Origin of the sequence: Streptomyces sp. NPDC001507 (assembly GCF_042894765.1) — a bacterium.
Classification (GTDB): Bacteria; Actinomycetota; Actinomycetes; order Streptomycetales; family Streptomycetaceae; genus Streptomyces.
This window is the reverse complement of the sequence record NZ_JBIAVV010000013.1, coordinates 172,126-197,908: the sequence shown is the minus strand read 5'-3', so window position 1 is coordinate 197,908 and position 25,783 is coordinate 172,126. Positions and strand designations below refer to the sequence as shown.

Below are 25,783 nucleotides of genomic sequence, written 5' to 3'. Positions count from 1 at the left end.
GCCAGGGCCTGGGCCGCGGGCGCGGCCGCCTGCCGGTCGCTAGTTGAGCGTCCTGTGCGGATCGCGCCGGGAAGCGTCCGCCCACGCCGTCGGCAGCTCCCGTTCGAGCCTGGCGGCCTCGGCCTGCTCATGTCCGTACAACAGGCCCCAGACAAAGGAGGGTTCGTCGGCCGCGTGTGCCGCCAGGGTCAGCTTGCGCAGGGCGTCCCTGGCCACGACGCTGTCCTGATGGTCCCCGAGCACCTTCTGGACGGCTTTGACGCGCTTGCGCAGGCGCTTGGCGGGTTTGCCGAGCGCGTCGCGTGCCGGCTCGGTGGCATACCTCGTCTTCTTGGCCGCCTTACGGGCTTCGTGGAGGGCGGTGTCGCGTTCCGGCCCCGGCGAGAGTTCCAGCGCGTAGGAAACGCGGCCGGCGAGACGGTCGTATTCCTTGAGGATGGCCTTGGCCATGACGTTCTGCGGTTCGCGGGTGGCCCTGCGGCGTAGCGGGGGCTGTTCAGTCAGCGCTGCCAGGGAGTCCAGGAGGGCGAGGTAACGGGGTGAGTTCAGGGCGTCGAGGGTGCGCTGGTGGGCCTCGGAGCTGTTGTTGATGTCCCACACCTGTAGCCGTGCGGCGACGGGACCGAAGACCAGTTCCGCAGGCAGCGCGTCGATCCTCGAACCCAACCGCTTCCGGAGCACCTCCTGGTCGCGTTCCGCACCCAGTTCGTTTCCCAGCCACTTGATTTCTTCGCGGACGGGATCGGTGGCCCTGCGGTCGAGGACGGACCGGTAGGAGCGCAGGACGCTGCGCAGCCGCCTGCATGCGACGCGCATCTTGTGCACCGAGTCGGGTACGTCACGCCGTACCGCGGGGTCCAGGCTCACCAGGGTGCGAATCTGCTCTTCCACATGGCCGAGGACGGCTTCGCCGGCCGATCCGGGCACCACGGTCTCGGCGACGCGCCCGCCCCGCAGACGGGGTGCCCCCACCGTCGTCTCCTCCAGAGCCCGGGCCAGCTTGGACGGCGAGTGGGCACGGCTTACGCCGCTCTTGCGCAGCGCTTTGTCCACGACGTCCAAAAGCGCCGGGTCGGTGTCCGCCGCGAGTTCGACCTCCAGCTCGGTCCAGGCGGCCGTCGTGTTGGTGACCAGCAGTGACTCGGCGCGCACCGCGTCGATGCTCAGCTCCGCGAGGACCGCGTTCCCGGAACCGACGAGCTGCCACAGGCCGCGCCTGGAACGGATCCGGACGACCGGCCGCACATCCGCTCCCCGGGTACGGGAAAGGGCCAGGTCGCGCAGAGCGTCCGGAAGGGTGTCGGACAGCGGGGCCTGCACCTCTTCCCGGCTGTCCCCGGCGAGCGGCAGTTTCAGATGCCAGCCCGCGTCGGTTCCGCCCGTCCTTCGCCTGAGCGCGGCCGAGGCACCGGCCAGGCGCAGGTCGTCCGTGTCGTAGTACACGGCGTCCAAATCCTTGGTGCCCCGGTCCACGACGGACACGATGTCGCCCACCCCGGTGAGGTCGGGCAGCCAAGTCGTGCCGTCAGCCGACGGAGCGTCGTACTTCCGCTCTGTTTCCTGCTTCGTGTCGGTCATGTCCTGCGCGTACACCTGTGCGCCCGGGACAAACGTCCTCGTGGGCAAGCCCACCGGTACGGCCGCCGGCAACCTGGCCCTCGGACGGCCGCACGGGCCCGCGAGTCGCTTCAGGCGCTGTGGACTTGGACCTCGTACAGCGAGTACCCCCAGTCGGTGCCGCGGTGGAGGCCGTGGATGCGGACGTAGCGGGCCGGGGTGCCGGTGAAGCGGGCCGTGTCGAGGCCGCCGTCGCCGGTCGTGGTGGACCAGGCGGTCTGCCAGTTCGTGCCGTCGGTGGAGAGTTCGACGCGGTACGACCTGCCGTAGGCGCGTTCCCAGTCCAGTGTCACCCGGGAGACGAGGTGGGCGGAGCCCAGGTCGACCTGCCACCACTGGTCGTCGCTCCAGTCGCCGGCCCAGCGGGTCGAGCCGTCGCCGTCCACGGCGCGGCCCGGCCGGTAGCTGGTGAACGGGTTCGACTCGGACGAACTGGCCGTGGCCGGCTGTCCCTTGGCGAGGTCGACCGAGGCCTGGTGCTGTTCCGTGGCCCGCCAGGTGTCGAGGTAGGACTCGGCGCCCCGGAACAGGTCGTTCACCACGTCCTGGCCGCCGATCTGCCGGATGTCCTCGATCCAGTCGGGGATCATGCCGACGTGGGCCGCGCCGTCGGTGTTGATGTCGAAGGTGCGCGCGCCGGAGGTCTGCCTGTCGATGACGGAGCCGCCGTCGACGCTCCTGAAGGGGTAGGTCACCTTGTTCGCCGCGTCCGCGCCGCGCGGGGCGGGGTGGTCGCCGATGCCGTTGAAGTCGGTGCCGTAGCCGTAGCCCACGTCGTACTTGTCGCGCAGCGCCTTGGTCCGGGCGGCTTCCGCGACGAAGCTCTCGGAGCCGTGCATGTACTGGGCGACGAAGCCGCCGAGGGAGTAGACCCGCTCGGTCCAGTTCAGGTCCATCCAGCTGTGCGAGGAGATCACGCCGGGGTAGGACGCCGACTCCAGGATGTCGAGGGCCTGGCCGACGGCCTTGACGCCCATGTGGTCGATCTCCAGCATCATCTTGCGCTGCATCATGCCGCGCACGGCGTACTCGCCGAGATCGGTGAGGCCGCGCTTGTTGCACTGTGCGTCCGAGCCGTACGAGGGGACGGTCACGCCCGCCGGCAGGTCCGCCTCCGCCGCCGAGGAGGCGTTGCCGATGGGGTTGTCGTGTTGCGGGCCGGTGCACTTCTCGGTCTGCCAGAAGGTGCCGGTGGACAGGAACTGGCCGACGTCGATGGCCGTTCCGAGGCCGCCGGAGTCGAAGCGGACGCCGCACAGCGCGTTGTCGAACTTGTGGCAGAGGAACATGGAGCGGACGCCGAGTGCGTAGAGCTCGTCGAGGCCCTTGTCGATGTCCTCCTTGCTGCACTGCGGGATGTCGAGGATCTGCTTGCAGCCGAAGGGTTCGGAGGTCTCGACCCCGAGGACGACGGCGAGTTTGCCCTCTTCGACGACCTGGCGCGCCTGGGCGCTGTCGGTGACGATCCGGAACCAGCCCTTGCCGGTGCCGCCGTACATCGTGTCGACGTAGGCCTGGAGGTCGTAGGTCATCCTCGCCTGCAGCCGGATCGAGGTCATCTCGTCACAGCTGCGGTCCTTGAAGGGGTAGACGGAGCAGATCATGCCGTTGGTGACGAGGTCGTTGACGAGCACGCGCTGGCCGCCCCGCCAGGCCCGCTCCACCCAGGCGTAGTAGTCGGCCTGGTGCGTCATGGAGTCGTACGCGGGCCAGTCCTCGAAGGTCGGCCAGCCGACCGGGTCGTGCTTGCCGTCACCGCCGTGGGTGATGTAGTCGAAGAGGGCGAGGGTGCCGTCGGGGTAGTGCTCGGGGCAGTCCTTGAGGGCGTCGGCGACACCGGCCTCGGAGAAGACCTTGCCGCAGATCAGGCGGCCCCCGAAGGCCTCGTTGCCGAACAGGTGGTTGTGGGCGTCGACGAACCCCCGCACTGCTCCGGCCGGGTTCGTGCCGGTGAACGGCTCGCCGGTGACGTCGATCCGGACGTCCGGGGCGGGTCGCGCGGCCGGGATCCACCAGTCGCCGCCGGCCGCGGAGCTCGGGGTCGGCCCGAGGGCCATGGTCAGCACCAGGAGCAGCAGCGACAGCATGGTGACGTTCTTGCGTCCGCGGTGCGGGCGTCCGGTCGGCGTCACGGTCCACGTCCCTCGGTCGGCGAGAGGGCGCGATTGACGAAACCATGGGGTTGTCATGAACCGCGCAATACCTGGGACGAGGATCATGCCGCTCGCCGACGGAGTCAAGTGCCCGGGACGCCCGACCCGACATCGCGCCGGCGGGGGCGCTTCGCGACACGCTGGAAGAAAGTCGTGTGCCGCTGTCGATCCGGCCGCATGCTGTTCGACGTCATGGTGTGGGGCGCTGGGCCGCACGATGACACGACAGGGTTCGGTGAGGACGCGCATGGATCAATTGCTGAGAGTCATGAACTTCATGGTCTCGAGTGACGGCATCGGTGCCGGTGAGCATCAGAGTCTGGAGAGGCCGTTCGGCCTCGACGGTGCGGAACGGCTGTTCTCCTGGGCCGGAGCCACGGCCAGCTGGCCCATGCGCACGGATCCCGGGGGGAGCCGGGGCCTGGACGACTACTTCACGCGGGACTTCCCGCGCAACATCGGGGCCGAGATCATGGGCCGCAACAAGTTCGGGCCCCAGCGCGGGCCCTGGCAGGACCACGAGTGGCGCGGCTGGTGGGGCGAGGAGCCCCCGTTCCGCACTCCGGTGTTCGTCATGACCCACCACGAGCGTCCCTCGTTCACGCTCTCCGACACCACGTTCCACTTCGTCGACGGTGCCCCGGCCACGGTTCTCGAACGGGCCCGGGAAGCGGCGCAGGGCAAGGACGTCCGACTGGGCGGCGGGGTCACCACCGTCCGGCAGTTCCTCGATGCCGACCTCGTGGACACCCTGCATGTCGTGGTCTCGCCGGTGACGTTCGGGTCCGGGCTACGGCTCTGGAAATCCCCCGACGAACTGCTCGACCGGTTCCACCTGGAGGTCGTGCCCAGCCCGAGCGGGGTGACGCACCACCTGTTCTGGCGAAGGTGACACGAGCAGGCCCGGACCGCCGCCGGCGGTGAGTGCGCGGACTCCGCCGCGACGCAGCCCGGTCGCCCCTTGCGGGACGACCGGGCTGCGGTCGGGCGGCGCGATGTGCCGTTACGGCTTCACGCGGACGATCTGCGGGTCGTGGTCGCTGGTCTGGTCGGCGAACTCGCTGTTGATGTGCACCACGTCGTAGTCGGCGCCGTGCTTCAGACCCGGGCTGACCAGAATGTGGTCGAGGACCTGGGAGTTGCCCTCGTAGACGTACGAGTAACGCTCCTTGAGGGGCAGGGTGTTCACCAGGTCGGTGAGGATCTCGCCGTTCACCGTCAGCGAGGTCGCCGCGGGCGAGAACTGGTAGTCGTTCAGGTCGCCCAGGACGACCAGGTCCGCCTTGGGGTTCGCCTTCTCCAGCGACTCGACGAACTCCCGCTCCACCAGGGCCTGCCGGTTGCGCTGCGCCTCGGAACTGCGTACCGGCGGCTGGAAACGGCTGTCGATCGCCTGGTCGCCGCCCTTGCTGTTGAAGTGGTTGGCGATGACGAACAGCGTCTTGCCGCGGAAGGTGAACTCGCCCGCGAGCGGCTTGCGCGAGTCGGTCCACGCGCTGTCGGTGGGCGCGATCCGGCCCGGCGACGCGGTCAGGTGCGTGTCCGCGCCGGTGCCGGTGACACCGACGGCCGTCGTGGAGTCGCCGCCCGGCCGGTCGTCGAACTGCACGCGGTCGGGGTTGAACAGGAACGCCTGGCGGATGTTGCCGCCCGGCTGGCCGCCGTCCTTGTCGTTGACGGGGTCGATCTGCCGCCACTCGTAGCGCGGGCCGCCGGCCGCGACGATCGCGTCGACCAGCTTGCCGAGCGTCTTGTCGGCGGCGACCGTGCCGTCGTCGGTGGCGCCGCTGTTGTCCTGGATCTCCTCCAGGGCGACGATGTCGGGCGAACGCAGGTTCGTCACCAGGCCCTTGGCGAGCGCGTCGAACTTCGACTGCGCGTTGCCCGGCGCGAGGTTCTCCACGTTGTACGTGGCGACGCTCACCTGCGAGGAGCTCTGCTTCGCCGTCACCTCGGGCTTGATGCCGCCGCTGCGGACGGTGCCGATGGTGCGGGCCTGCACCGCGTAGGTGCCGGCGAACTGGTTGTAGTCCAGCGGACCTTCGGTGGTGCCCTCCAGTGTGTCGCCCACGTTCGCCACGGGGAACGCCTGCTGGGCGGTCGGGATCAGCGACTGGACCATCAGCCGGCCCGAGTTGGGGTCGTCGTAGCCCGTGTAGAGGGTGCCGCCCCGCTTGGTGGGGTTCTGGTCCGGCTGGACGGTCACCCACATCTCCGAGTACGGGTCGGTCGCGCCGACCACCCGGCTGCCGCCGATGCGGACGTTCATGCCCTCCAGCGACTCGTAGGTGTCGAGGGCGTACTCGTCGGGGCGCAGCGGCAGGTTCTCGATGCTCGCGCCGCCCGCCTGCGGGGCGAACTGCTCGGGCACCGAGTGCTCGTCGAGGACGACCGGGGCCGGCACGGCGTTGCCGCTCGACACGACGTTCACGGAGGCCTTGGTCAGTTCGGTGACGGACTGGATGCCGGTGTCCTGGCCGCCCGGGTAGTACTCCTGGACCGTGGCGTCGAGGGAGACGCTGTCGCCGACCTGCACGGTGGGCGTGGTGGAGCCGGTGAAGACGAAGATGCCCTCGCTGGTACGGGGGTCGGCGTCGGGGTTGGGGTCCTGGACCCAGTAGCCCCGCGAGGAGCCGTACGAGCGGACGCCCGTGACGATGCCGGTGACACCGGAGACGGTCTTGCCGTTGAGCGGCGAGATGCGGGCGTCGCCCTGGATGTCGTGGATCTTCGCCGGGGTGGCCGGCGGGGTGGTGGCGGGCGGCGTGCTCGCCGGGTCGGTCGGGGTCGTGCCGCCGCCGGTGTCCGCGGAGTTCTGCGGGGACGGATCGCCCGCGGTGAAGTCCGCGGCGTTGTCGTCGGTGTCGGCGAGGGTGGCCGCGCGGGCCACGGACGCGGTGTTACTGGCACCGGCCGCGGCGCCGTTGCCCTCGTGCACCACCGCGGTGCCGAAGCCGACCAGGTCCTTGACCCGCGAGTCGGCCTGGCAGTCGGCGGCGGTGAGGCAGGTCAGCGGGTCGCTGCCGGTGACCAGCGCGACGGTGCCGTTGGTGCCGGACATGTTGATCGAGCCGGTCGCGTCGGGAGTCGGCAGCGCCTTGGTGCCGCCCGTGCCCGCGGCCTCCTGGACCAGGTAGCGGCCGCCTCCGGCGAGCGAGCCGGTGAGCGGGGTCGACTGCCACTTGGAGGAGGCGGTCGGCGTGCCCGGCAGGTACTGGACGCTGTAGCCGCTCAGGTCGACCGAGCCGCTGCCGGCGTTGGCCAGCTCGACGAAGTCGTTGGTGTACGTGGCGCCCGAGTTGCCGCCGCCTCCGTAGACCTCGGCGATCAGCGCCTCGTGCGAGGCGGCCATGGCGTTGATGCTCAGACCGGCCGTGGCGAGCACGACGGCGCCCGCGATGCCGTAGGGCAGGGCGCGCTTGCGTCTGGAGGGGCGCGGACTCGGCGCGGCGGCCTCGGATGAGGGGTGCGACACGGAGGGGTCTCCTTCATACAGACGGCGTGACGTGAATACATGCGCGACCGGGCCCGCCCGGGCGTACGACCAGCACAAGATACGCGCGTAGACAACAGGCCCCCAATACTTGGGAGATGAACTCTGAGACACAAACGGAGGTCCGGTATTCCGGTTCGGTGCCGTGATGTTCCCGTGTGTCCCGGCGGCCACGGCTCGCTCCGCGAGGGCTCTTTGAGAAGTGACACCGATGAATGCGATGTGCCTGAGCTGTTGGACTCGGAAATCAAGCCGGGGCACAGTAGGCACGTTCACCCCACGAACGGTACGAAACCCACTGTCACCTGCGGAGACCCCCATGAACCACGTCGCGGACCCCGAGCGGTACAACGGCACGATGCGCTACCGGCGCACCGGGCGTTCGGGCCTCGACCTGCCCGTCCTGTCCCTGGGCTACTGGCACAACTTCGGCGACGACCGGTCGTTCGAGAGCCAGCGGGACATCGCCCTGCGCGCCTTCGACCTGGGAATCACCCACCACGACCTCGCCAACAACTACGGGCCGCCCTACGGCTCCGCGGAACTCAACTTCGGGCGGCTGCTGAAGCAGGACCTCGCACCGTACCGGGACGAGCTGGTCGTCTCCACGAAGGCCGGCTGGGACATGTGGCCCGGCCCCTACGGCCAGGGCGGCGGCTCCCGGAAGTACCTGCTGGCCTCCCTCGACCAGTCCCTGCAGCGCATGGGCCTCGACTACGTCGACATCTTCTACTCCCACCGCCTGGACGCCGGCACGCCCCTCGAGGAGACGATGGGCGCGCTGGACACCGCCGTCCGCCAGGGCAAGGCCCTGTACGTCGGCATCTCCTCGTACGACGCCGAGCGCACCCGGCAGGCCGCCGCGATCCTGCGGGAGCTGGGGACGCCTCTCCTCATCCACCAGCCGTCGTACAGCATGGTGAACCGCTGGATCGAGACGGACGGGCTGCTCGACGCGGCGCAGGAAGAGGGCTTCGGCGTCATCGGGTTCACCGCGCTCGCGCAGGGCCTGCTCACCGGGCGCTACCTCGACGGCATCCCGGAGGGCTCGCGAGCCGCGGCCGGCACGTCGTTCGACGCGGACTGGCTGTCGGACGACATGCTGGACAGGCTGCGCGCGCTCAACTCCATCGCCCAGCGCCGTGGGCAGACCCTCGCGCAGATGGCGCTCGCCTGGGCACTGCGGGACCGGCGGGTCACGTCGCTGGTCATCGGCGCGTCCCGTACCGAGCAGCTCGAGCAGAACGTCGCCGCGCTGGAGAACCTGGAGTTCACCGCCGAGGAGCTGGCCGAGATCGACACGTACGCCGTCGAAGGCGGCGTCGATCTGTGGCACGACGCCCGGACCGGCCAGATGAACTGAGGCCGTACACGCGTCGGCCGACGGCCCGCACGACGGCCGACGCGGCCTTGGCTCCGGGGCCGGCAGGGGCACGCCTTCCGGATGTGGGGGGACTGCTCCGGCCTGCCGGGGACGATGCCGGGCCCCGCGTCGGGGGCGGCGAGCGTGTCGGGCCACACGAGAAGCCCCACCCCCCACTGTCACCTCTGCCCGGTCCACCTCGGCCCGGTGAGCGGGCCCGGCGTCTCCTTCGGGGCCACGATCGCCGACGGGACCACCAGGCCCCTCAGCTCCTGCTGATCGAGCGGGACAGACGGATCGCCGAGGCGAGGAAGAAGATCCCGCCGAGCGTGGCGTAGCCGGCGAGGGTGGCCAGCGAGGGGGCGTCCTGTGTGGCGCTTCGGATGAAGTTCGCGCCGGCGAGGACGGAGATGCCGCCGCTGAGGATCATGGCCCACTGGCCGCCCATCGAGCGTCGCGCGACGCCCACGAGGAGCTGGATGAGGCCGGAGACGACCGCCCACGCACCCCAGACGCGCAATACGTCGGCGACGCCCGAGGTGCTGGCGACCACGACACCGACGGCGGCGAGCGCACTGACGGCCATGTTGGCGTACAGACCCCTGACCGGCGCGGCAGCGCGCGCCGACCTGGCGTCGACGACTGCCGCGGCCACGTCGAAGGCGGGATAGAGGAACAGCAGCAGCTTGGCGCCGAAGGTGAGCTCGGAGCCGGACACCAGCAGGAGCGCGGCCCACACGGCGGCGAAGACGAAGCGGACGATGTACAGCCGGCGCAGGGCCGGCATGGCCCCGACGGACTCGGCGGAGGCAGTGGTGGATGCCATGGGGTTCTCCAGTGTCTGCGAGGGAGAGAGAGCGTTCTCTCTTCGCGGCAGCCTGGCACAGCGCCTCCGCGAAAACAAGAGAGAGCGTTCTACCCCCTACAATGGACGGCATGGCAAAGACGGAAGCCGGCACAGGCACAGGCAGGCGAGTCTCCGAGGCCCGGGAACGGCTCCTGAGGACTGCCGGGCAGCTCTTCTACGCGGAGGGCATCCATAAGGTCGGGGTCGACCGTCTGGTGGCCGAGTCGAAGGTCACCAACGCCACCTTCTACCGCCACTTCCGCAGCAAGGAGGACCTTGCCGTCGCCTACATCGAAAGCGTCGACCAGGCGATCCGCGCCCAGATCGGCTCGCTGACGGCCGCGGAGGTGCCGGCCGACGGCGTCCTGCGGGGCATCGGTGCGTCCCTGGTCGAGCAGATCCGTTCGCCCGGCTACCGCGGATGCGCCTTCCTCAACGCGGCAGCGGAATTCCCCGATCCCGAGCACCCGGTCCACCGGGCCGTCGTGCAACACCGCGCATGGTTCCTTAAGACGGTCACCGGACTGTTCGCCGAGATCACGGCCGTGCAGGCCGAGTACGCCGGGCGGCACTTCGTCATGCTCCGCGACGGCGCGATGAGCGCCGGCTACCTGGGCGACCCCGTCATGGCCGGCGAGACCTTGCTGCGCGGCATCGAAGGACTGCTGCGGATCCACGCCGCCCGCGGGCAGGACGAGGGCACCGCCTCGGCATCCGGTCAGGTCTCCCCGTCGGGCACGACGGTCTCCGACATCGCGTGCTCACCGCCCCCCAGCGCGTGACCGCGGCCGGCGCGCGACCGGCCACGGTGCGGACAGGGGCCGGCCGGGCGGGCACAGCACGGAACGGATCCGGCCGGGTGCCTCCCGAGGCCGTCAGGCGTCCTCGGCTTCCTTCAAGTCCGATTGGATGCCGCTCGGGGACGCCAGAGTGACAAAAAGTGGCAACCTGTACAGCGGTGGAGGTTCGCCCGCCAGTCCGAGTCGTTGCCAGGCCAGCCGAGCCGAGATCTTGAGCACCCGGCGTGCGCGCATGACGAGCAGGACGGCGAGCGGCAGCTCCACCAGCACGGCCGAGGCCATGCTCCCCCACACGTCGCCTCGCCCCCAGCTCAGGGAGACGTCGAACCAGGCGTCGCAGACCAGGAGCGTGGCTGCCACGAAGGACATCGGCACCAGGATCTGCCGCCGCAGCCAGACGGCCACCCCGGCGCCGGCCAGCGACACGAGCAGCATGACGTCGAAGCCCACCCACACCATGGGCCAGTACCGGGCCTCGAAGCGGTCGGGCAACGAGACGGCCAGGTAGACGGTCCACGGGACGAGCACCAACACGCACAGGGCAAGTTGCCCCACCGCCCGCCGGTGGCGGCGGCGCAGTGTGGGACCGTCCGGTGAGAACGTCTTGTCCGTCGTGGCGGTGGGGTTGCTCTGCTCGCTCATCCTTGCCTGTCCCTGATAGCAGGTCACGGCCCGGGCCGACGCCGTCGGGGACCGTGCTGCCGATCGCGTCGTACGGGCAGCGCGCGGGCGTGCGGCCCAGGCCGCGGAAACCCGTCGATCGCTCTTCGATGGTACGGCGAGCCCACGGCCCGCCTCCGGGCAGAGCCCCTGGCTCGATGGCCGCCTGCTCAGCCCTCGGCCGGACTGATCCCGTCCCGCGGGGCGATGTCCCGGGCGAGCGTGAGGCTCCCGGTCAGCTCGGCGCGGGTGCCGAGGGCGGACGGCTCATCTGTCGCGGGGTGTCCCCGCCCCACGCGCGACCAGAGAGGCCCGGGGGAGGTGGCGTCCCGCCTCCCCCGGGCTCGATGAATGTTCAGTCGATGCAGAACTCGTTGCCCTCGATGTCCAGCATCGGGATGCAGGACTCGTTCTCCTCGTCGGCGTACAACGTCTGCACGTGGGTCGCGCCGAGCGCGACCAGTCGCGCGCACTCGGCTTCGAGCACGGCGAGGCGCTCGTCCCCCACGAGCCCGGTGCCGACCCGGACGTCGAGATGCACCCGGTTCTTGACGACCTTGCCTTCGGGGACGCGCTGGAAGTACAGGCGCGGGCCCGCACCTGAGGGATCACTGCAGGCGGACCATGATCCCCGCTTCTCCGGAGGCAGGCTGCGGTTGTAGTCGTCCCAGGTGGCGAACCCCTCCGGTGGCGACGGCATGACGTACCCCAGCACTTCGCACCAGAAGCGGGCGACGCGCTCAGGTTCTGCGCAGTCGAAGGTGACTTGGAACTTCTTGATCGCTGACATCGGCGCACCGTACCCCGTACCCGGGGAGCCCGCCGCTCATTTCCCTGGACGGGCGGCTGCCGGCCCGCACCTGGGGGTGCGGTCTAGAACTCCTCGACGAAGTAGGGCTCGACGGTCATCCAGCCGTTGCCCGAGGCGCCGTTCAGCCGGCCCGTGGAGTTCTGGGCGAGGGTGTACCAGGACTCCACGTAGTCGGGGTCGTCGGTGAACCAGCTGTCGGGGATCGCGCTCAGGACCGCGTTCACCAGCGGGATGTAGGTGCCCTGGTCGGTCACGGTGAGCAGCGCCGTGGTGATCGCCTGCGCCAGGGCACGGTAGTTGGTGCCGTCGTCGTCCTCCATCATGACGACGTCGGCCAGGTTGTACTTGTAGTTGGACCAGTTGACCAGGATCTGGTTCGGGTAGTAGACGGTGCCGTCGTAGTCCAGGTAGGGCATGTCCACCGAGTCGACGCGCGCCTTGCCGTCCTGGCCGAAGCCGGTCACCAGCGAGAACATCTCGGCGGCGCCCTTGAACCAGGGCTCCTTGTCGTCGTTCACCTCGACGGCCGTGACCTTGGTCGCCCACCAGCCCGCCGTGCTCGCGGCGTTGGAGCTGTTCGCGGCCTTCGACGACGGGAGGGAGGTCAGGCCCTTGTCGGCGAAGGCCTCCTGCAGCACCTTCAGGCCGGCCCGGTGGGCCTTGGTGACGTCGATGTCCAGGATGTACAGCGGGCGTTCGGGGATGCGCGCGGTGTCGACGGCGTGGGCGTGACCCTGACTGTCGTACGCCGTGATGGTCTTGGCGTCGTCGGCGGCCGCGGCGACGGCGATCCAGGGGGTGACTCCGGCCTTCAGGTGCGACCGCATGGACGGCGCGCCCAGCCGGACGCGCAGCAGCGAGCCGGTCGACGCGGGCAGCCCCTTCAGGGCCGCGACGCGGTGGTCCGCGGCGGACACGGCGGCGAAGAGGTTCCTGCCCTCGGGAGCGGCGGTACTGCTCGCGAGGGCCTGGAGGTCCACGTCCGCGCCGCCGAGTGCGGCCGCACGGATCTGCTCGCGCCACCACGGGTCGCGCAGCGAGGCGGACAGCGCCTTCGCGACGTCCTGTTCCGTCGACAGCACCGGAGACGTGCGGAACGTCGCGGCCTGGTCACCCGCGTCCCGCACCGGCGCTGCGATCGCCGGCTGGACGCAGCCGCCGATGACCGCGGACAGCATCACGCCGATGAGAACGCTGCGTCTCCTGCTTGATCTGTTCACCATGCTCCTTGTGTCGTCGGTCGCCGCCGCGCCCATGGTGAACGGGCGGCCGTCATAGGGGTCCGGTCCCGCCCAGGTGGGGCTTGTCCGGTACATGACATATACGCGCATGGAATGCATGGGCATCCCCGCCTGAGCGGCGTCCCCGCTTGAACGGGGCCACGCCGAAGGCAGGCAGGATCGCCGTGGACGCCCAGCCTCGCCGGGAGCCGGTACCCCCGCAGTCGCGGCCGGGAAGCGCCGCTACCGGGGGCCGTCGACGGGCGGGCGGCCGCGCGGGCTGCTCAGTGAACCCAGCATGATCTTCTCGGTGTCGGCCAGATACCTCTCCGCCGCGCGCCGCGCCTCAGCGGCGTCCCGGGCGGCCACGGCCCGTACCACCGGCGCGAGGCGGTCCGCCGCCCGCGCCGCGTCCTCGAACGGCGCCCGCAGTGCGGCCCGTACCGGAAGATAGGCGTTGAACAGCGTGTTCGTGAGGAGCAGGTAGACCCGGTTGCCCGTGGCCCGCGCCAGTTCGCGGTGCACTTCCACGTCGGCGAGCTGGACGGCGTCGGCGTCCGGGCCGTCCGCGACCTGCCGCAGCAGGTGTTCCAGCCGCCGGGCCTGCCGTTCCGTGCGCCGGTCGGCCGCGCGGCCGGCGATCAGGGAGCCGACGTGCCGGCGTACCTCGAAGACCTCCCGCAGCCACGCGGGGTCCTGCGCGGCCAGCATCGGGAGCAGGTCGGCGCCGCCGATCCGCAGGTAGTCCAGGACGCGGGTGCCGATGCCGTGCCGGGTGCTCAGCAGCCCCGCCTGCTCCAACCGCGTCAGCGCGTGCTTCAACGTCGTACGGGTGACCCCGTACCCGGCGGCCAGCTCCCGCTCGGGGGGCAGCAGGGTTCCGGGGCCGTGGGTGCCGCTGAGGATGTCCTCACGCAGCCGTGCTTCAAGCAGGTCGACCACGGTTCGGCGCGGAATGCTCTCGACGGCCACGGAGGATCTCCCAGGCTTCGGTAAGTGGTTCAGCGGTCGGCGGCTCGCTGGTCGAGCGGTCCACCGGTTCTGCGACCCGTCGGTCCAGTGGCTCAGCCACTGGACCAGTGAAGCAGCCGCCCGACCGCCGCGTCAATTACCCGTGACGGGCGCTCAGTTGAGCAGCGGCCCCGGCGTGCCGGGGTCCGGTCAAAGGGTGGCTTCGTAGGGGTCGCGGTCCTCGGGGACGAGCGGTATCTCGGGTGCCGTGCTGGCGACGCGGACGGTCTCGCCGGAGGTGACGGCCTCGTCGATGGACACCATGGTGTCCAGGACGTGGTAGCCCAGGTCTCCGCCGGCGATGTGCGGGGTTCCGCCGCGCACGGCCCGCGCCATGTCCAGGACTCCGAGGCCGCGTCCGCCCTCGACGCCGACGGACGGTACGGTCTCCCACTCCGCCTCCCTGCCCCGCTGCGGCACGCGCGTGATCCTGACCTCGCCGGCGAAGGTGTTGGGGTCGGGCAGGACCAGGGTGCCCTCGGTGCCGGTGATCTCCACGAACCCGGTGCGGGTGAGCGGGGAGTCGAAGCTGAAGACGCTCTGGCCGACGCCGCCGCTCTCGAACTGGGTGAGCGCGGAGACATGGGTGGGTACGGCGACGGCGAACTCGGTGCCGGAGCGGTCCCCGCTGCGTACGGTGCGGACCGTGCGGGCGGTCGAGCCGAGCGCGGCGACCCGGGAGACCGGACCGAACAGGCAGACCAGCGCGGTGAGGTAGTAGGGCCCCATGTCGAACAGGGGGCCGGCGCCCCTGGCGAACAGGAACTCCGGGTTCGGGTGCCACAGGTCGGGTCCCGCGTACTGCATGACGGTCTGCGCGGACAGCGGGGAGCCGATGGCGCCGCGGGCGATCGCGCGCAGGGCCGTCTGGAGGCCGGGGCCGAGGATCGTGTCGGGGGCGACTCCGACCCGCAGACCGGCCGCGGCGGCCTGGTCGAGCAGGGCTCGTGCGTCGGCGCGGTCCAGGGCGATGGGCTTCTCGGACCAGACGTGCTTGCCGGCGGCCAGGATCGCGGAGCTCACCTCGGCGTGCACGGCGGGGACGGTCAGGTTGACGATGATCTCGGCGTCCGGGTGGGCGAGGACGTCCGCGGCCGCTCCCCACTCCTTGACCCCGTACGCGCGGGCCTGGGCCTCGGCGCGCGCGGTGTCGAGGTCGCCCACGGCGGCCACGTGCAGGTCGGGGTAGCGGGTGAGGCTGGTCAGGTACTGGTCGCTGATGTTGCCGGCGCCGATGATGCCGACGCCGACCGGGTGGTGTGCCGTCATCAGGCGATGCCCTTGCCCTTCAGGTAGGAGATGCCTGTCGCGATGCCCTCGAAGACGTCGCCGTCGTAGTGGTCGAACTCGATGACGGCGTACTCGGCGTGCGGGGCCGCGGCGAGCGAGGCGGCCAGCGGGATCTGTCCGTGGCCCGCCGCGACCTGGCCGGTGTCGGCGGGGTCGAAGGGGGCGCCGGAGGTGAACGGGTCGTCGATCACGGGGCCGTCCTTCACGTGCAGGGCGCGTACCCGGGAGCCCAGCCGGCCGAGGAGGGCGACGACGTCGTTGCCGCCGGCCGCGGCCCAGAACAGGTCGATCTCCAGGGCGACTTCCGGGTTCAGGAGGTCCGCGAAGAAGTCCAAGGCGCTGACGCCGGCGACGGTGTGCACGAACTCCTGGGAGTGGTTGTGGTAGCCGACCCTGAGTCCGTGCCCGGCGGCGCGCTCGGCGGCCTCGTTCAGGAGGGCGGCGGTACGGGCGATCTCCTTCTCGTCGGCCCACCGGGAGGCGGGCACGAACGGGTCGAAGAGGATCTCCACGCCCAGGCGCCGGGCGGCCCGGAAGGTGTCGTCGAGATCGGTCCCCGGCGCGCCGTCGGGCGACAGGAACCCGGCGTGTCCGGTCCGCGCGGACAGGCCGTGCCGGGCGAGCGCGTCGGCGAGTTCGTCCGCACGGTGCGTGAAGCCGAAGGCCTCGACGTTGGTCAGCCCCAGGGCGGCCAGACGGGCGAGGGCGGCGTCCTCGTCTGCCTCCAGAGCCTGGCGTACGGAGTAGAGCTGAACCGACAACTGTGGTGTCGACAAGGGGAACTCCTCTCGTGGCGGACGGCCGGGAAACAGAATACCGACAGGGGTGCTGGTTTCTAGGGGTCGTTAGCATCTTGTTCATGGCAAGGGAAACGGCTCGGCCGACGGCGGCCCCGCGGAACTACCCCAAGGGGGAGCGACGGCGTGCCCAGATCATCGAGGCCGCGTTCACCGCGTTCGGGCAGGTGGGCTACCGCAACGCGAGCATGGTGCAGCTCGCCGCCGCCTGCGGTGTCTCACGTGCGGGCCTGCTGCACCACTTCCCCACCAAGGAGTCGCTCCTGGAGGCGGTCCTGGAGACACGCGACCGTCAGGACGGTGAGCACTTCCTCGAATCGGGTGCGCTCAGCCAGGACGGCCTCGCCTACTTCGCCGCGATGATCAGGCTCGTCGCACACAACCAGGCCAACCCCCTCATCGTGAGCCTGTTCGCGGTGCTGTCCAGCGAGGCCACCGCGGCGGACCACCCGGCGCGCCCGTACTTCACGGCACGCTACGAACGCACCCGCCGCGAGATGCAGTCGGCCGTCGACGACCTGGCGCGGCGCGGGCTGCTGCGTCCTCATGCGGACGCCGCGCACCTCGCGGCGGATCTGGTCGCGTACCTCGACGGTCTGCAGGTCCAGTGGCTGCTCAGCCCGGACACCATCGACATGCCGGATCACCTGCGCGGGATGCTGCGCAACGTCATCAGCGTCGAACTCCCCTAGTTCCGGGCCCGTTGCGAGGGCCCGTCGCTTCGTTCCGGAAAGGCCGAGCCGGCGTGGATGTGTACGAGGCGGTGGACAGCCGCCGGGCCGTACGGGCGTTCAGCGAACGGCCCGTGCCCAGGGAAGTGCTGACACGGGTGCTGGCGGCGGCCGCACGGGCTCCGTCGAGCGGCAACCTCCAGCCCTGGCAGGTGTACGCGGTGTCCGGCGAGCCCCTGGCCGACCTGAAGCGGCGGGCCACGGCCAGGGCGCTGGCGGGCGACCCGGGCGACGGGCGGGAGTACCCGATGTACCCGGCCGAGCTGGCCGAGCCGTATAGGGAGCGTTTCGCCGAGGCGGCGGACCTGCGGTACGCGGCACTCGGCATCGCGCGCGAGGACCCGCAACGGCCCGTGCGGATCGCCGCGTTGAACACCCAGGCGTTCGGGGCGCCCCTCGTGCTGTTCTGCTACGTCGACCGGGCGATGGGTCCCGGGCAGTGGGCGGACGCCGGGATGTACCTCCAGACGGTCATGCTGCTCCTGAGGGCCGAAGGCCTGCACAGCTGCCCGCAGGTGATGTGGACGATGTACCGCGAGACGGTCAGCCGGCTGGTCGGTGCCGGCGACCGGCTCGTGCTGCTGTGCGGTCTCGCGGTCGGCTTCGAGGAGGAGGGCGCGTCAGGGGTGCGTACCGGTCGGGCCGACATCACCGAGACCGTGCGGTTCATCGGGGATTGAACGGACGGTCGGCCCGGGTGTGGGAACGGACGTCCGCCGATCCGGCCGAGCGGATGGCCTGCATGCTGCCGGACCGGGGCCACGAGGGCGAGGCCGGGGTGCGCTACCTGCTGCCGGAGGATCTCTCGGCCCGGTACGAGCGGACCGGGAACCGGCTCTCCGTGCCCTGGCCGAGCCGGTGACCCTGTTCGAGCGGCAGGAGGCGGGCGTCGTGGTCGTCGCCGCGCCCGAGGCGCCGCCGGTCTGACCCGGGCCGGCGCTCCGTCACGCGCCGGCACGGTACCGGTCACAGCCCGAAGAGGCGGGCCGCGTTGTCGTGGCACACCGCCCGCAGCCACTCGTCGCCGAGCTCCAGCCGTTCCAGGGCGTGGAGCTGGTGCACGTAGGGGTACGGGATGTTGGGGAAGTCGGAGCCCAGCAGGACGCGGTCGCCCAGTGCGGCGATCCGGGGCAGGGCGCGGGGCGGGAACGGCATGAACCGCTCGGTGAAGTCCGTGAACGCCATCGTGGTGTCCAGCCGCACCTCCGTGTACCGCTCGGCGAGGCCGGTGAACTCCTCGTACTCCGGCATCCCCATGTGCGCGACGACCAGCCGCAGCCCCGGGTGCCGGGCCAGTACCCGCCCGACCGGACCGGGGCCGGTGTACTTGCCGGGGGCCGGACCCGAGCCGCAGTGGATCACGACGGGAATCCCGGCCTCGGCCAGCAGTCCCCAGGCCCCGTCGAGGAGTTCGTCGGCCGGGTCGTACGCCCCCACCTGCACGTGTGCCTTGAACACCCGGGCGCCCGCCTCGACGGCCGCTCGCACGTACGTCTCGACGCCGGGCTCGGGGAAGAGGGTCGCCGTGTGCAGGCAGTCGGGGGTGCGTCCGGCGAAGTCGGCGGCCCACGCGTTCAGCCAGGCCGCCATGCCGGGCTTGTGCGGGTAGAGCATCGCGGTGAAGGACCTGACACCGAACGACCTGAGGAGAGCGGTGCGTTCCGCCTCCTCCTTCCGGTAGGTGATGGGCCACTCCAGGTCGCCGATCAGCGGTCCGTTCGAGTCGAAGTAGTTCCAGACCTTGTGCAGGACCCGCTCGGGCATGAAGTGGGTGTGGACGTCGATCAGTCCGGCCAGGCCGAGCCGTTCCCGGAAGAGGCGGACCGCCTCGGCCTCCGCACCGTGACCGGACCCGTGGGCCGCAGCGGATCCGACGGGGGTGGCGGGGGTGGCGGGGGCCGTGCGGTGATCGTTCATACCGCCAACGATCGGTGCAGGAGAGCGGCGAGTCCAGTCCCTGCCGGGCGACGGCGCGGGCCGGCGCCGTCCCGCCGGGCGGCGGGCACGCCCGTACGACGACGCGAAGGGCGGCCCGGTGCGGGGGCCGCCCTCCTGGTGCGTCACGCCTCGTACGGCGGGCCGGTGCGGCGCTCAGGAGAGGTAGCGCTCCACCTGGGACGCCGGGCGGACGTTCGCCTCGCCGGGGTCCTGACCTGCGGCTACCCTGGCCCGGCGCTGGCGCAGCAGGTCCCAGCACTGATCGAGTTCGGTCTCCAGGCGGGCCAGCCGGGCGTGCTCGGTCGTCCCGTCGATCTCCTCCTGCGCCAGGCGGTCACGGAGGTCCTTCTCCTGGCTGATCATTTCCGTGATGCGGCCGAGGATCTCCTTCTCGGCCTCGGCCTCTGGTCCTGTCATGGCTGCCTCTTTCCGGACGACGGAGCAGGTCACCTCCTACCCTCTCTCACTCCCCCACCGGCCGCATCGGCGGGACGGGGGCCGAGACCGGCACATCGGTGACTGAGCGTCAAATTCCTTTGTGTGATGCGGAATTCAGGCGACAGCACTGGCGCTCCACACCTACCAGCGGGTAATTCATGGCTCTGCCACCTTCGGCAACCCGTGTCACAGCGAAGGGATATCCCGTGCGTCTGCGCCCCTTGCGCGTCCTGTGCTGTTCCGCCGTCCTCGCCCTGTCGGCGCCCGCGTTCCTCCCGGGCACCGCGTCGGCCGCGGTCCCCGCCTCCTCGGTCTACCTGCAGAACTACGTCACCGGCCGCAACGCCGCCGACAGCGGCGGCACCGTCGCCGCGCACAACCCCAAGGGCAACGAGGACCACCAGCAGTGGACCGCCGTCGCGGTCGGCGGTGGCTACCAGCTCCAGAACGCCGACGAGTCCGGCACGTGCCTGGGCCGCAGCGGCACCGCCGCGGTCACCGCCGCCTGCGGTGCGGACGGCACGACCTGGACGATCACCGCAGGCGCCGGCAGCACCTACTCCGTCGCCGTCCCCGGCAGCTCGCAGTACCTCACCGGGTCCTCCGCCGACTCGACCGCCGTGCAGGTCGGGTCCCCGGGCGACCTCGCCCGCTGGTACCTCACCCCGGTCTCCTACGCCACCACGGCGATGCCCTCCGCGGACACCCGCACCCTCGACCAGGTCACGTTCCTGACCGCCCACAACGCCTTCGCCAACGGCTCGGACGGCAACTTCGCGTCCTTCCCGGTCAACCTGTTCCCGAACCAGAACTACGGCATCAGCCGGCAACTGTCCGACGGTGTACGGGGCTTCATGCTCGACGACTACACGGTCTCCGGGCAGGCCGTGCTGTGCCACAACAGCTGCGACGGCGTGAGCAACCCGGTCCCGCTCGCCACCGACCTCCAGCGCATCGTGGACTTCCTCAAGGCCCACCCCGGCCAGTTCGCGACCGTCTTCCTGGAGGACTACGCCTCCTCCGACGTGCTGAAGTCCTCCCTCGCCTCCGTCAACGGCCTGTACGACGTGCTGTACCGGCCCGACCAGGACGGCGTCGCCACCAAGGGCTGGCCCACCATGGCCGACCTCGCCGCCCGCGGCAAGCAGTTGCTGATCTTCAGCGACCGGACCCGGGCGAGCGACACCGCCAACGGTTACGCCACCCGCGACACGTTCGGCGTGATGTACCAGCGCGAGTGGACCGTGGAGAACTACTGGTCCATGGGGGCCGGCCTCGGTGGCTCCGACTGGTCCTGCTACAGCCGGTGGGGCACCGACAGGCCGCTGACCACGGACTCGTCCGCCTTCCACCCGCTGTTCGTGATGAACCACTTCCGGGACTATCCCATCGCCGGCACGGCCGCCACCGACAACGGCAAGATCCTCAACCGGGCGCAGAACTTCTGCACTCCCGCCGCCCGGAAGAAGCCGAACTACGTGGCCGTGGACCGGTACGACACCGGGTCGCCCACCCCCCTGACCACGGTGGGCACGCTCAACACGTACATCCTCGCGCCGGGGCAGTGAGCGGCGGCCGGCCGTGGCGACGTCCTCCTTGCCGCCCCGGCCGGCCGGGGCCGAAGGCACCTCCGGTTCGGCGGCGCTGGGCCCCCGGGGTATAGCGGAAGGCGTCGATGGAGGCGCCGGCGGACGACCAGCCGCACGCGTGGGCGACCGCCGTCACCGGGCATCCGGTCGGCGAGCAGGACCAGGGCGTGGTGGAGGCCCGGCTGTACGGTCCCCGGCCCCGACCTCGCGGCCGAGTTCCCTGAGGGCGCGGCCGTCGGCGGCGTCCGCCCGCAGGATCGCTCCCACCTCGCGGAGCAGGGGGTGGGCGGGGGTGGGCAGGTGCAGGGGCTGCTGTGGCGAAGCCCTCAGCTGGTCGAGGAGGACGCAGCGCAGGCGGGGCCGTTTCGGGCTGTCGTCGTCCCCGGCGCGAGCGTGCCTGTCAGGTCGAGGCGTTCCCGTAGGGCGTTCACGTGTCGGGACCATGAGACCCCCCAACGTGCGGGCGAGGCAGTTCCACCTCGCTCACGACCGGGTGCACCCGCGGAGCTGCTCGCTCTCTGCGGGCAGGACCGCCGCCGGCTCCGCGCCTTCGGCCACCGTCGGGTTCCCGCTGTCCTCGCGGACGTCCGGGGCCGAAGGCCGTCGTCCCGGAAGCACGATCGCGGTCACCGCGGCCGCCGCGCAGATCATCATTCCCCACACGGCGGCTGCGCCGTACCTGCTGGGGTCCGGTAGGGCAGTACCCGCCGTGGTGTGGGATTCGAGCGCGACGGCACTCAGGGCGCTTCCGGTGGTGAATCCGACGTGGACGCCGGCTGAGGTGCCGCGTGCTCGGCAGGACGAGCATCGCCGCCACGAGGGCCATCCCGCTGACTGCCGCGCCCAGCCGGAAACTCGCGTGCAACCCGAAGTGCTCGGCGATCAGACCGGTCAGTGGATAGCCCACGCCGATGCCGGAAACGACGGTGACCGACAGCAGCGCGATGGCCGGCCGGGAGCGCTCGGGCGGCAGACTGTCCCGGGCGGTCGCCACCGTCAGTGGTATCAGGCTGAGCCCCACGCCTTGCAGCGCCCTGCCGACGATGAGCCAGCCGAAGCCGAAGGGAAGGGAAGAGCCGCCAGTGTGTTCCCCACCAGCACGATCGCCAGGGCGTCCCGGACGATGAGCAGCGACCACCAGTCGCCGATCTCACCCAGTGACCGAGCGACGGGGCAAGGAGCTCCGCTGAGGTCCGTCTTTCGCATCAGCTTCCTCCTCACTAGTGGTTTCACTATTAAACCATACGTCCGCCCACTCGACGCCGGGCGAACTCCGCCCTCCGTTTGCGAGCCGAGGAGGGTCGTGATACTGGTTTAATTATGAAACTAGGCGGCTCGGGTAACCATGCGGCCGGTGGCGCTCTTCTCCTTGGAGGACTCGTGTCCGTCTCCACCGCCCGGATCCCGGGCGAAGGCGTCACCCTCGAACCCCACCTGTTCCTGCCGGACGGCCTCGGCCCACACCCGGGCGCGACCTTGACCTGCGGCTTCGGGGGTGGGAAGGAGGGCGTCGAGCCGTTCGCCCGGGCATCCCGGGACGCCGCGTTCGTGGCGATCGTCCGTCGCCGGCGCGGACCTGATGCTGACGGCCCACGAGCGGGCGCTGCAGCCCAAACGCCTCGTCCTGCCGGAAGGCGGTCACTTCGACCCCCACCACTCGCAGTTCGAGACGGCGCTGGGGCGCCGCCCTGCACGCCACTCCCCTCAGATCAAGGAGTCACCATGAGCTTCAACTACTCGTCGATCCGGACTCGGCTGGAGGACGGTGTCCTGTTCGCCGCACTCGACTCCGGCCCGCTCAACCTCATCGGGGTTGACCTTGTCCGCGACCTGGTCTCCCTGGTCGACACCCTGTACAGCGACCCGGGTGATGTGCGTGTCGTCGTCGTCGAAAGCGCCTCACCGGACTACTTCTCCGCCCACGTCGACCTCACCGCGGTCCCGCGGTACACCGCGGAGGCGGCGAAGGCCGGCGGTCCCGGTGACGCCTCTCTTGGCATGTTCCTGTACAAGCTGGCACGGGTCCCGGTGATCACCATCGCCAAGGTGCGCGGCCGCGCCCGCGGCGGAGGCAACGAGCTCGCCCTGGCCTGCGACATGATCTTCGCCTCGCGCGAGAACGCGGTATTCGGCCAGTTCGAGTCCGGCACGGGCGCCCTCCCCGGCGCGGGCGGCGTTCAGCACCTGGCGAGGCGGCTCGGCCGGCACCGGGCCATCGAAGCGATCGCCGGCGCCGAGGACTTCGACGCCGACCTCGCCGAACGGTACGGCTGGATCAACCGCGCCCTGCCCGACGCCGAACTGGACGGCTTCGTCGAACGCCTGGCCAAGCGCATCGCCGGCTTCCCGCCCGAAGGAGCCAAGGCAGCCAAGCGCGCCGTCAACGACCTGACGCTGGCGGGACCCACCGACGTCCGCTCCGACGCCGTCACGTTCCAGAGCCTGCTCGCCCTGCCCGAGTCCCGCGAGCGCCTGGACTACCTGGCCGGCCGAGGCCTGCAGACTCCCGGCAACCTCGAACGTGAGCTCGGAAGGGCCGTAGCGGAGTTCCCGGGCTGAGACACATCCCCCGCGAGATGCATCGGCCCGCGGCCAGGATCGGCCTCGCGGCCGGCGCAGGCCGCGGAATCCCCCTTTGCGCCAAGGCAACAGCGCACGCCGACACCGAGAGGAACGCACGACATGACATCCGCACTGAGCGTCAACGTCTTCACCGCGCCCGAGAAGGCCGTGGTGGGCGAGCGGCCCCGGCCGTTCGGCCCGCCGATGGCGTGGGATCCGACCACCTCTACCCTGATCTTCGGCGAGAACGACGCCGTCCTCGTCGACACACTCACCACCGTTGCCGAGGCCGAGGCACTGGCCAACTGGGTCGCCCTGCACCATCGCAACCTCACCACGATCTACATCACCCACGGTCACATCGACCACTACGCGGGACTCAGCGTGCTGCTGCAGCGGTTCCCCGACGCCCGGGCGATCGCCACACCGAAGTCGGTGGAGTTGATGCGCGCACAGTCGCCGCGATTGTCGGCCTACCGCAAGCTTTGGCCCGGTCAGCTTCCGGCGACGATCGCACTGCCCGACCCCTACGACGGCGAAGTCTTCACCCTGGAGGACCACGAACTTCGCATCATCCAACAGGGCCGCACCGACGCCGCCGACAGCACGTCCTTGCACGTACCGGAGATCGGCCTCGTCGTCGGCGGCGACGTCGTCTACAACCAGTGCCACATGTTCGTCGGCGCCACCACGCCCGAGAGCCGGCAGGAGTGGATCGCCGCACTGGATCGCCTGGCGGCGCTGAACCCGAACACCGTCGTCGCCGGCCACAAGAAGCCAGGTGCCCCGGACGGACCGGAGATCATCGACGCGACGAAGCGCTACCTCGTCGACTTCGGCCGGGCTCAGCAAGAAGCGTCGAGCGACCGCGAAATCTACGACACCATGACCGAGCTGTATCCCGACTGGGTCAGCCACCAGGCGTGGCTGATGTTCGGCCTGTGACCGTGGCGGCAGGTGCTCCGTCCGGCCCAGCCAGATCGGCCGCCCCACGGCACCGCACCACGCTGGGCCCACTACGGTGTGCCCCTTCGCCGGGACGGCTTCGGCGCGGTGCCCTTGCCGCCGAGGTAGGCCTGCTGCTCTCGAACGTGGCCGGCCCGTGGGGATACAGGTGGCCGGGTACGCGGGGCGGGTACACCTGAGACGGTGGCCGTCACGGACCAGGCCGGCCCCTCGGGCCAGGCCGGCCCCTCGGGCCAGGACCGATCAAGCGGCCGTCCCCCTCCGACCGAGGACGCCGAGCGCGAGCTCACGGCGGGTCCACATGACGACTGCTGCCAGGACGAGCAGCACCGCTGCCGGTACCGGACTTTCGTCGATCACAAACAGGCAGGTCAGAAAGGCGCCCGTCATGACTCCGGTGAGTATCAGACCGCCCAGGGCACTCAGTCGGGGAACGAGCAACAGGACGGCTCCGGCCAGCTCGAGGAAACCGGTGACGTACCGAAGCCATTGCCCAGCACCGACGTCCTGGAAGATTTTCACCATCTCCTGCGCGCCGGCCAACTTCGAAGCCCCCACCATGACGAACACGCCGGTCAGAATGACCTGAAGGACCCACAGAACGATGTTCCGGGCCTTCCCGCCCACCCTTGGCACACTCTGCACAGAACGAGACATGTTTTCTCCTTAACGCGCGAGAGCGGCCGACGCTCACTGTCCGGTGCGAAGCCGACCGCCACAATTGAATTTTCATGTCACACCCTAGGCCGCTACTCATGAATGTTCAAGCGAGAGTCGGCTCGTGAGCATTCGCACCCCCACCGCCGGCCCGATGGCCTTCAACATCGACATCATCGGCGCCCCGCATGAACCAGACCAGCGTCTCGTCGTCTACACCGCGGAACCGGACTCCCCCAACGCCCGCGTCCTGCCGATCCCGGCCAGCTGGAACAGCGTCCACCACTGAGCGAACCGGTCACGAGCAGCGCCATCGTCAAGTCGGCGACAACCCTCTGATCCCCAGGACCACCCCTGTTCACAGGCGCCCTGGCCTGGCTTACGAGTTTGGGTTCTGGCTCAGGTTCCGTGGGTCGTGAACTGTGCGTTACAGCTGACCGTGGCTCTGGGCTCGTTGATCAGGACGTGACATGTTCGCTCGGTCGCTTCAACAGGTGTCGCCAGGGCACATGGCCCCAGGGCCGAACCAGTGGGAGTAAGAGGCGGTCAGGCGGCAGCTGTATGCGTGACTCACGATCGGAGTCCCGAGTAGACCCCCTGGGTCCCGGCCTTTTCACGCGAGCAGAACGCGTTGGCGAAGTCAGAAGCCTGCACGGCCACGTCCGCCGGACGACCACACACCGGCTTTCACGGGCACAGGGATCGTCGTCGGGCGACCGGATTACCGACCCCCGCAGTGGCCCCGCGCGCGGGGGGGGGGGGGGGGCCCGGGGGGGGGCCCCCAAACAACCGGGGGGGGGGCCCCGTGCGGCGGGGCCGCCAAAACCCCAAACCGGGGGT

At 70.5% G+C, this 25,783-nt stretch carries 23 protein-coding genes and 2 pseudogenes; 10 read left to right on the top strand and 15 right to left on the bottom strand.

What is annotated here, in order from left to right; genetic code table 11:
- Positions 1-39 precede the first annotated feature (39 nt).
- A complete protein-coding gene (locus tag ACFY0K_RS36965; protein ID WP_390643531.1) occupies positions 40-1,578 on the bottom strand; it encodes a CHAD domain-containing protein in 1,539 nt (512 codons plus the stop codon).
- Positions 1,579-1,688: 110 nt separating this feature from the next.
- The gene (locus tag ACFY0K_RS36960; RefSeq protein ID WP_390643687.1) at positions 1,689-3,704 is read right to left on the bottom strand and encodes a discoidin domain-containing protein; all 2,016 of its coding nucleotides are present in this window, start codon (positions 3,702-3,704) and stop codon (positions 1,689-1,691) included.
- 313 nt (positions 3,705-4,017) lie between these two features.
- Here ACFY0K_RS36960 and ACFY0K_RS36955 point away from each other — a divergent pair, with 313 nt between their 5' ends.
- A complete protein-coding gene (locus ACFY0K_RS36955; RefSeq protein WP_390643530.1) occupies positions 4,018-4,662 on the top strand; it encodes a dihydrofolate reductase family protein in 645 nt (214 codons plus the stop codon).
- Positions 4,663-4,773: 111 nt separating this feature from the next.
- On the opposite strand, the gene ACFY0K_RS36950 is transcribed toward ACFY0K_RS36955, so the two are convergent.
- A complete protein-coding gene (locus ACFY0K_RS36950; RefSeq protein ID WP_390643529.1) occupies positions 4,774-7,245 on the bottom strand; it encodes an endonuclease/exonuclease/phosphatase family protein in 2,472 nt (823 codons plus the stop codon).
- Positions 7,246-7,582: 337 nt separating this feature from the next.
- On the opposite strand from ACFY0K_RS36950, the gene mgrA reads away from it, so the two are divergent.
- Positions 7,583-8,626, top strand: a complete 1,044-nt coding sequence (gene mgrA, locus ACFY0K_RS36945) for an L-glyceraldehyde 3-phosphate reductase (protein WP_390643528.1) — start codon at positions 7,583-7,585, stop codon at positions 8,624-8,626.
- A gap of 265 nt (positions 8,627-8,891) precedes the next feature.
- Here the strand turns inward: mgrA and ACFY0K_RS36940 are convergent, their stop codons facing one another.
- A complete protein-coding gene (locus tag ACFY0K_RS36940; RefSeq protein ID WP_390643527.1) occupies positions 8,892-9,452 on the bottom strand; it encodes a hypothetical protein in 561 nt (186 codons plus the stop codon).
- A gap of 101 nt (positions 9,453-9,553) precedes the next feature.
- Here ACFY0K_RS36940 and ACFY0K_RS36935 point away from each other — a divergent pair, with 101 nt between their 5' ends.
- The gene (locus ACFY0K_RS36935; protein ID WP_390643526.1) at positions 9,554-10,255 is read left to right on the top strand and encodes a TetR/AcrR family transcriptional regulator; all 702 of its coding nucleotides are present in this window, start codon (positions 9,554-9,556) and stop codon (positions 10,253-10,255) included.
- A 93-nt stretch (positions 10,256-10,348) separates the two neighbouring features.
- Here the strand turns inward: ACFY0K_RS36935 and ACFY0K_RS36930 are convergent, their stop codons facing one another.
- The 6 genes from ACFY0K_RS36930 to ACFY0K_RS36905 all read right to left on the bottom strand — a co-directional run bounded on the left by ACFY0K_RS36930 (position 10,349) and on the right by ACFY0K_RS36905 (position 16,041).
- On the bottom strand, positions 10,349-10,915 hold the full coding sequence (locus ACFY0K_RS36930) for a hypothetical protein (protein WP_390643525.1): 567 nt from the start codon (positions 10,913-10,915) through the stop codon (positions 10,349-10,351).
- Positions 10,916-11,288: 373 nt separating this feature from the next.
- Positions 11,289-11,723 carry a VOC family protein gene (locus ACFY0K_RS36925; protein ID WP_390643524.1) on the bottom strand — a complete coding sequence of 145 codons (435 nt, stop codon included), beginning with the start codon at positions 11,721-11,723 and terminating at the stop codon, positions 11,289-11,291.
- An 83-nt stretch (positions 11,724-11,806) separates the two neighbouring features.
- A complete protein-coding gene (locus ACFY0K_RS36920) occupies positions 11,807-13,075 on the bottom strand; it encodes a DUF3103 family protein (RefSeq protein ID WP_390643523.1) in 1,269 nt (422 codons plus the stop codon).
- A 132-nt stretch (positions 13,076-13,207) separates the two neighbouring features.
- Positions 13,208-13,936 (bottom strand): FadR/GntR family transcriptional regulator, encoded by a 729-nt coding sequence (locus ACFY0K_RS36915; RefSeq protein ID WP_390643522.1) that lies wholly within the window; start codon positions 13,934-13,936, stop codon positions 13,208-13,210.
- Positions 13,937-14,125: 189 nt separating this feature from the next.
- Complete coding sequence (locus ACFY0K_RS36910) at positions 14,126-15,244, bottom strand: Gfo/Idh/MocA family protein (protein ID WP_390643521.1); 1,119 nt, start codon at positions 15,242-15,244, stop codon at positions 14,126-14,128.
- Positions 15,244-16,041, bottom strand: coding sequence for a sugar phosphate isomerase/epimerase family protein (locus ACFY0K_RS36905; protein ID WP_390643520.1), 798 nt, complete (start codon positions 16,039-16,041; stop codon positions 15,244-15,246). Before ACFY0K_RS36905 ends, ACFY0K_RS36910 begins: the two co-directional genes overlap by 1 nt.
- An 83-nt stretch (positions 16,042-16,124) precedes the next feature.
- Between ACFY0K_RS36905 and ACFY0K_RS36900 the strand changes: the two genes are divergently transcribed.
- From ACFY0K_RS36900 to ACFY0K_RS36890, 3 genes are read left to right on the top strand one after another with little or no spacing between them, the layout of a single operon-like run.
- Positions 16,125-16,754, top strand: a complete 630-nt coding sequence (locus tag ACFY0K_RS36900) for a TetR/AcrR family transcriptional regulator (protein WP_390643519.1) — start codon at positions 16,125-16,127, stop codon at positions 16,752-16,754.
- A 53-nt stretch (positions 16,755-16,807) separates the two neighbouring features.
- Positions 16,808-17,473, top strand: a complete 666-nt coding sequence (locus tag ACFY0K_RS36895; RefSeq protein ID WP_390643518.1) for a nitroreductase — start codon at positions 16,808-16,810, stop codon at positions 17,471-17,473.
- Positions 17,470-17,655: a hypothetical protein gene (locus ACFY0K_RS36890; RefSeq protein ID WP_390643517.1), complete on the top strand. Its 186-nt coding sequence runs from the start codon at positions 17,470-17,472 to the stop codon at positions 17,653-17,655. Before ACFY0K_RS36895 ends, ACFY0K_RS36890 begins: the two co-directional genes overlap by 4 nt.
- 104 nt (positions 17,656-17,759) lie before the next feature.
- Here ACFY0K_RS36890 and ACFY0K_RS36885 read toward each other — a convergent pair whose 3' ends face one another.
- Both ACFY0K_RS36885 and ACFY0K_RS36880 read right to left on the bottom strand, forming a co-directional pair.
- On the bottom strand, positions 17,760-18,710 hold the full coding sequence (locus ACFY0K_RS36885; protein WP_390643516.1) for an amidohydrolase family protein: 951 nt from the start codon (positions 18,708-18,710) through the stop codon (positions 17,760-17,762).
- A 174-nt stretch (positions 18,711-18,884) separates the two neighbouring features.
- Complete coding sequence (locus ACFY0K_RS36880) at positions 18,885-19,148, bottom strand: DUF2630 family protein (protein ID WP_352357239.1); 264 nt, start codon at positions 19,146-19,148, stop codon at positions 18,885-18,887.
- Between the two features lie 233 nt (positions 19,149-19,381).
- Between ACFY0K_RS36880 and ACFY0K_RS36875 the strand changes: the two genes are divergently transcribed.
- On the top strand, positions 19,382-20,737 hold the full coding sequence (locus ACFY0K_RS36875; RefSeq protein WP_390643686.1) for an RICIN domain-containing protein: 1,356 nt from the start codon (positions 19,382-19,384) through the stop codon (positions 20,735-20,737).
- 70 nt (positions 20,738-20,807) lie between these two features.
- Here the strand turns inward: ACFY0K_RS36875 and ACFY0K_RS36870 are convergent.
- Both ACFY0K_RS36870 and ACFY0K_RS36865 read right to left on the bottom strand, forming a co-directional pair.
- A pseudogene (locus ACFY0K_RS36870) lies at positions 20,808-21,154 on the bottom strand (AraC family transcriptional regulator); the annotation flags it as partial.
- Positions 21,155-21,185: 31 nt separating this feature from the next.
- Positions 21,186-21,896, bottom strand: coding sequence for an MFS transporter (locus ACFY0K_RS36865; protein ID WP_390643515.1), 711 nt, complete (start codon positions 21,894-21,896; stop codon positions 21,186-21,188).
- 584 nt (positions 21,897-22,480) lie between these two features.
- Between ACFY0K_RS36865 and ACFY0K_RS36860 the strand changes: the two genes are divergently transcribed.
- The gene (locus ACFY0K_RS36860) at positions 22,481-23,317 is read left to right on the top strand and encodes an enoyl-CoA hydratase/isomerase family protein (protein ID WP_390643514.1); all 837 of its coding nucleotides are present in this window, start codon (positions 22,481-22,483) and stop codon (positions 23,315-23,317) included.
- Positions 23,318-23,440: 123 nt separating this feature from the next.
- Entirely contained in the window at positions 23,441-24,265 is an 825-nt protein-coding gene (locus ACFY0K_RS36855; protein WP_390643513.1) for an MBL fold metallo-hydrolase, read from the top strand.
- 264 nt (positions 24,266-24,529) lie between these two features.
- On the opposite strand, the gene ACFY0K_RS36850 is transcribed toward ACFY0K_RS36855, so the two are convergent.
- Positions 24,530-24,943 (bottom strand): DoxX family protein, encoded by a 414-nt coding sequence (locus tag ACFY0K_RS36850; protein WP_390643512.1) that lies wholly within the window; start codon positions 24,941-24,943, stop codon positions 24,530-24,532.
- A gap of 121 nt (positions 24,944-25,064) precedes the next feature.
- Between ACFY0K_RS36850 and ACFY0K_RS36845 the strand changes: the two are divergent.
- Positions 25,065-25,232 (top strand): annotated as a pseudogene (locus ACFY0K_RS36845) (transcriptional regulator); the annotation flags it as partial.
- Positions 25,233-25,783: the final 551 nt, after the last annotated feature.

Excerpts from the sequence above, each read along its gene's own strand:
- ACFY0K_RS36860 (WP_390643514.1), top strand. The coding sequence starts at position 22,481 with ATGAGCTTCAACTACTCGTCGATCCGGACTCGGCTGGAGGACGGTGTC.
- ACFY0K_RS36960 (WP_390643687.1), bottom strand. The coding sequence starts at position 3,704 with ATGCTGTCGCTGCTGCTCCTGGTGCTGACCATGGCCCTCGGGCCGACC.
- ACFY0K_RS36880 (WP_352357239.1), bottom strand. The coding sequence starts at position 19,148 with ATGACAGGACCAGAGGCCGAGGCCGAGAAGGAGATCCTCGGCCGCATC.
- ACFY0K_RS36900 (WP_390643519.1), top strand. The coding sequence starts at position 16,125 with ATGGCAAGGGAAACGGCTCGGCCGACGGCGGCCCCGCGGAACTACCCC.
- ACFY0K_RS36935 (WP_390643526.1), top strand. The coding sequence starts at position 9,554 with ATGGACGGCATGGCAAAGACGGAAGCCGGCACAGGCACAGGCAGGCGA.
- ACFY0K_RS36910 (WP_390643521.1), bottom strand. The coding sequence starts at position 15,244 with ATGACGGCACACCACCCGGTCGGCGTCGGCATCATCGGCGCCGGCAAC.
- ACFY0K_RS36850 (WP_390643512.1), bottom strand. The coding sequence starts at position 24,943 with ATGTCTCGTTCTGTGCAGAGTGTGCCAAGGGTGGGCGGGAAGGCCCGG.
- ACFY0K_RS36930 (WP_390643525.1), bottom strand. The coding sequence starts at position 10,915 with ATGAGCGAGCAGAGCAACCCCACCGCCACGACGGACAAGACGTTCTCA.
- ACFY0K_RS36925 (WP_390643524.1), bottom strand. The coding sequence starts at position 11,723 with ATGTCAGCGATCAAGAAGTTCCAAGTCACCTTCGACTGCGCAGAACCT.
- ACFY0K_RS36965 (WP_390643531.1), bottom strand. The coding sequence starts at position 1,578 with ATGACCGACACGAAGCAGGAAACAGAGCGGAAGTACGACGCTCCGTCG.
- ACFY0K_RS36940 (WP_390643527.1), bottom strand. The coding sequence starts at position 9,452 with ATGGCATCCACCACTGCCTCCGCCGAGTCCGTCGGGGCCATGCCGGCC.
- ACFY0K_RS36920 (WP_390643523.1), bottom strand. The coding sequence starts at position 13,075 with ATGCGCGTATATGTCATGTACCGGACAAGCCCCACCTGGGCGGGACCG.
- ACFY0K_RS36955 (WP_390643530.1), top strand. The coding sequence starts at position 4,018 with ATGGATCAATTGCTGAGAGTCATGAACTTCATGGTCTCGAGTGACGGC.
- mgrA (WP_390643528.1), top strand. The coding sequence starts at position 7,583 with ATGAACCACGTCGCGGACCCCGAGCGGTACAACGGCACGATGCGCTAC.
- ACFY0K_RS36885 (WP_390643516.1), bottom strand. The coding sequence starts at position 18,710 with ATGAACGATCACCGCACGGCCCCCGCCACCCCCGCCACCCCCGTCGGA.
- ACFY0K_RS36855 (WP_390643513.1), top strand. The coding sequence starts at position 23,441 with ATGACATCCGCACTGAGCGTCAACGTCTTCACCGCGCCCGAGAAGGCC.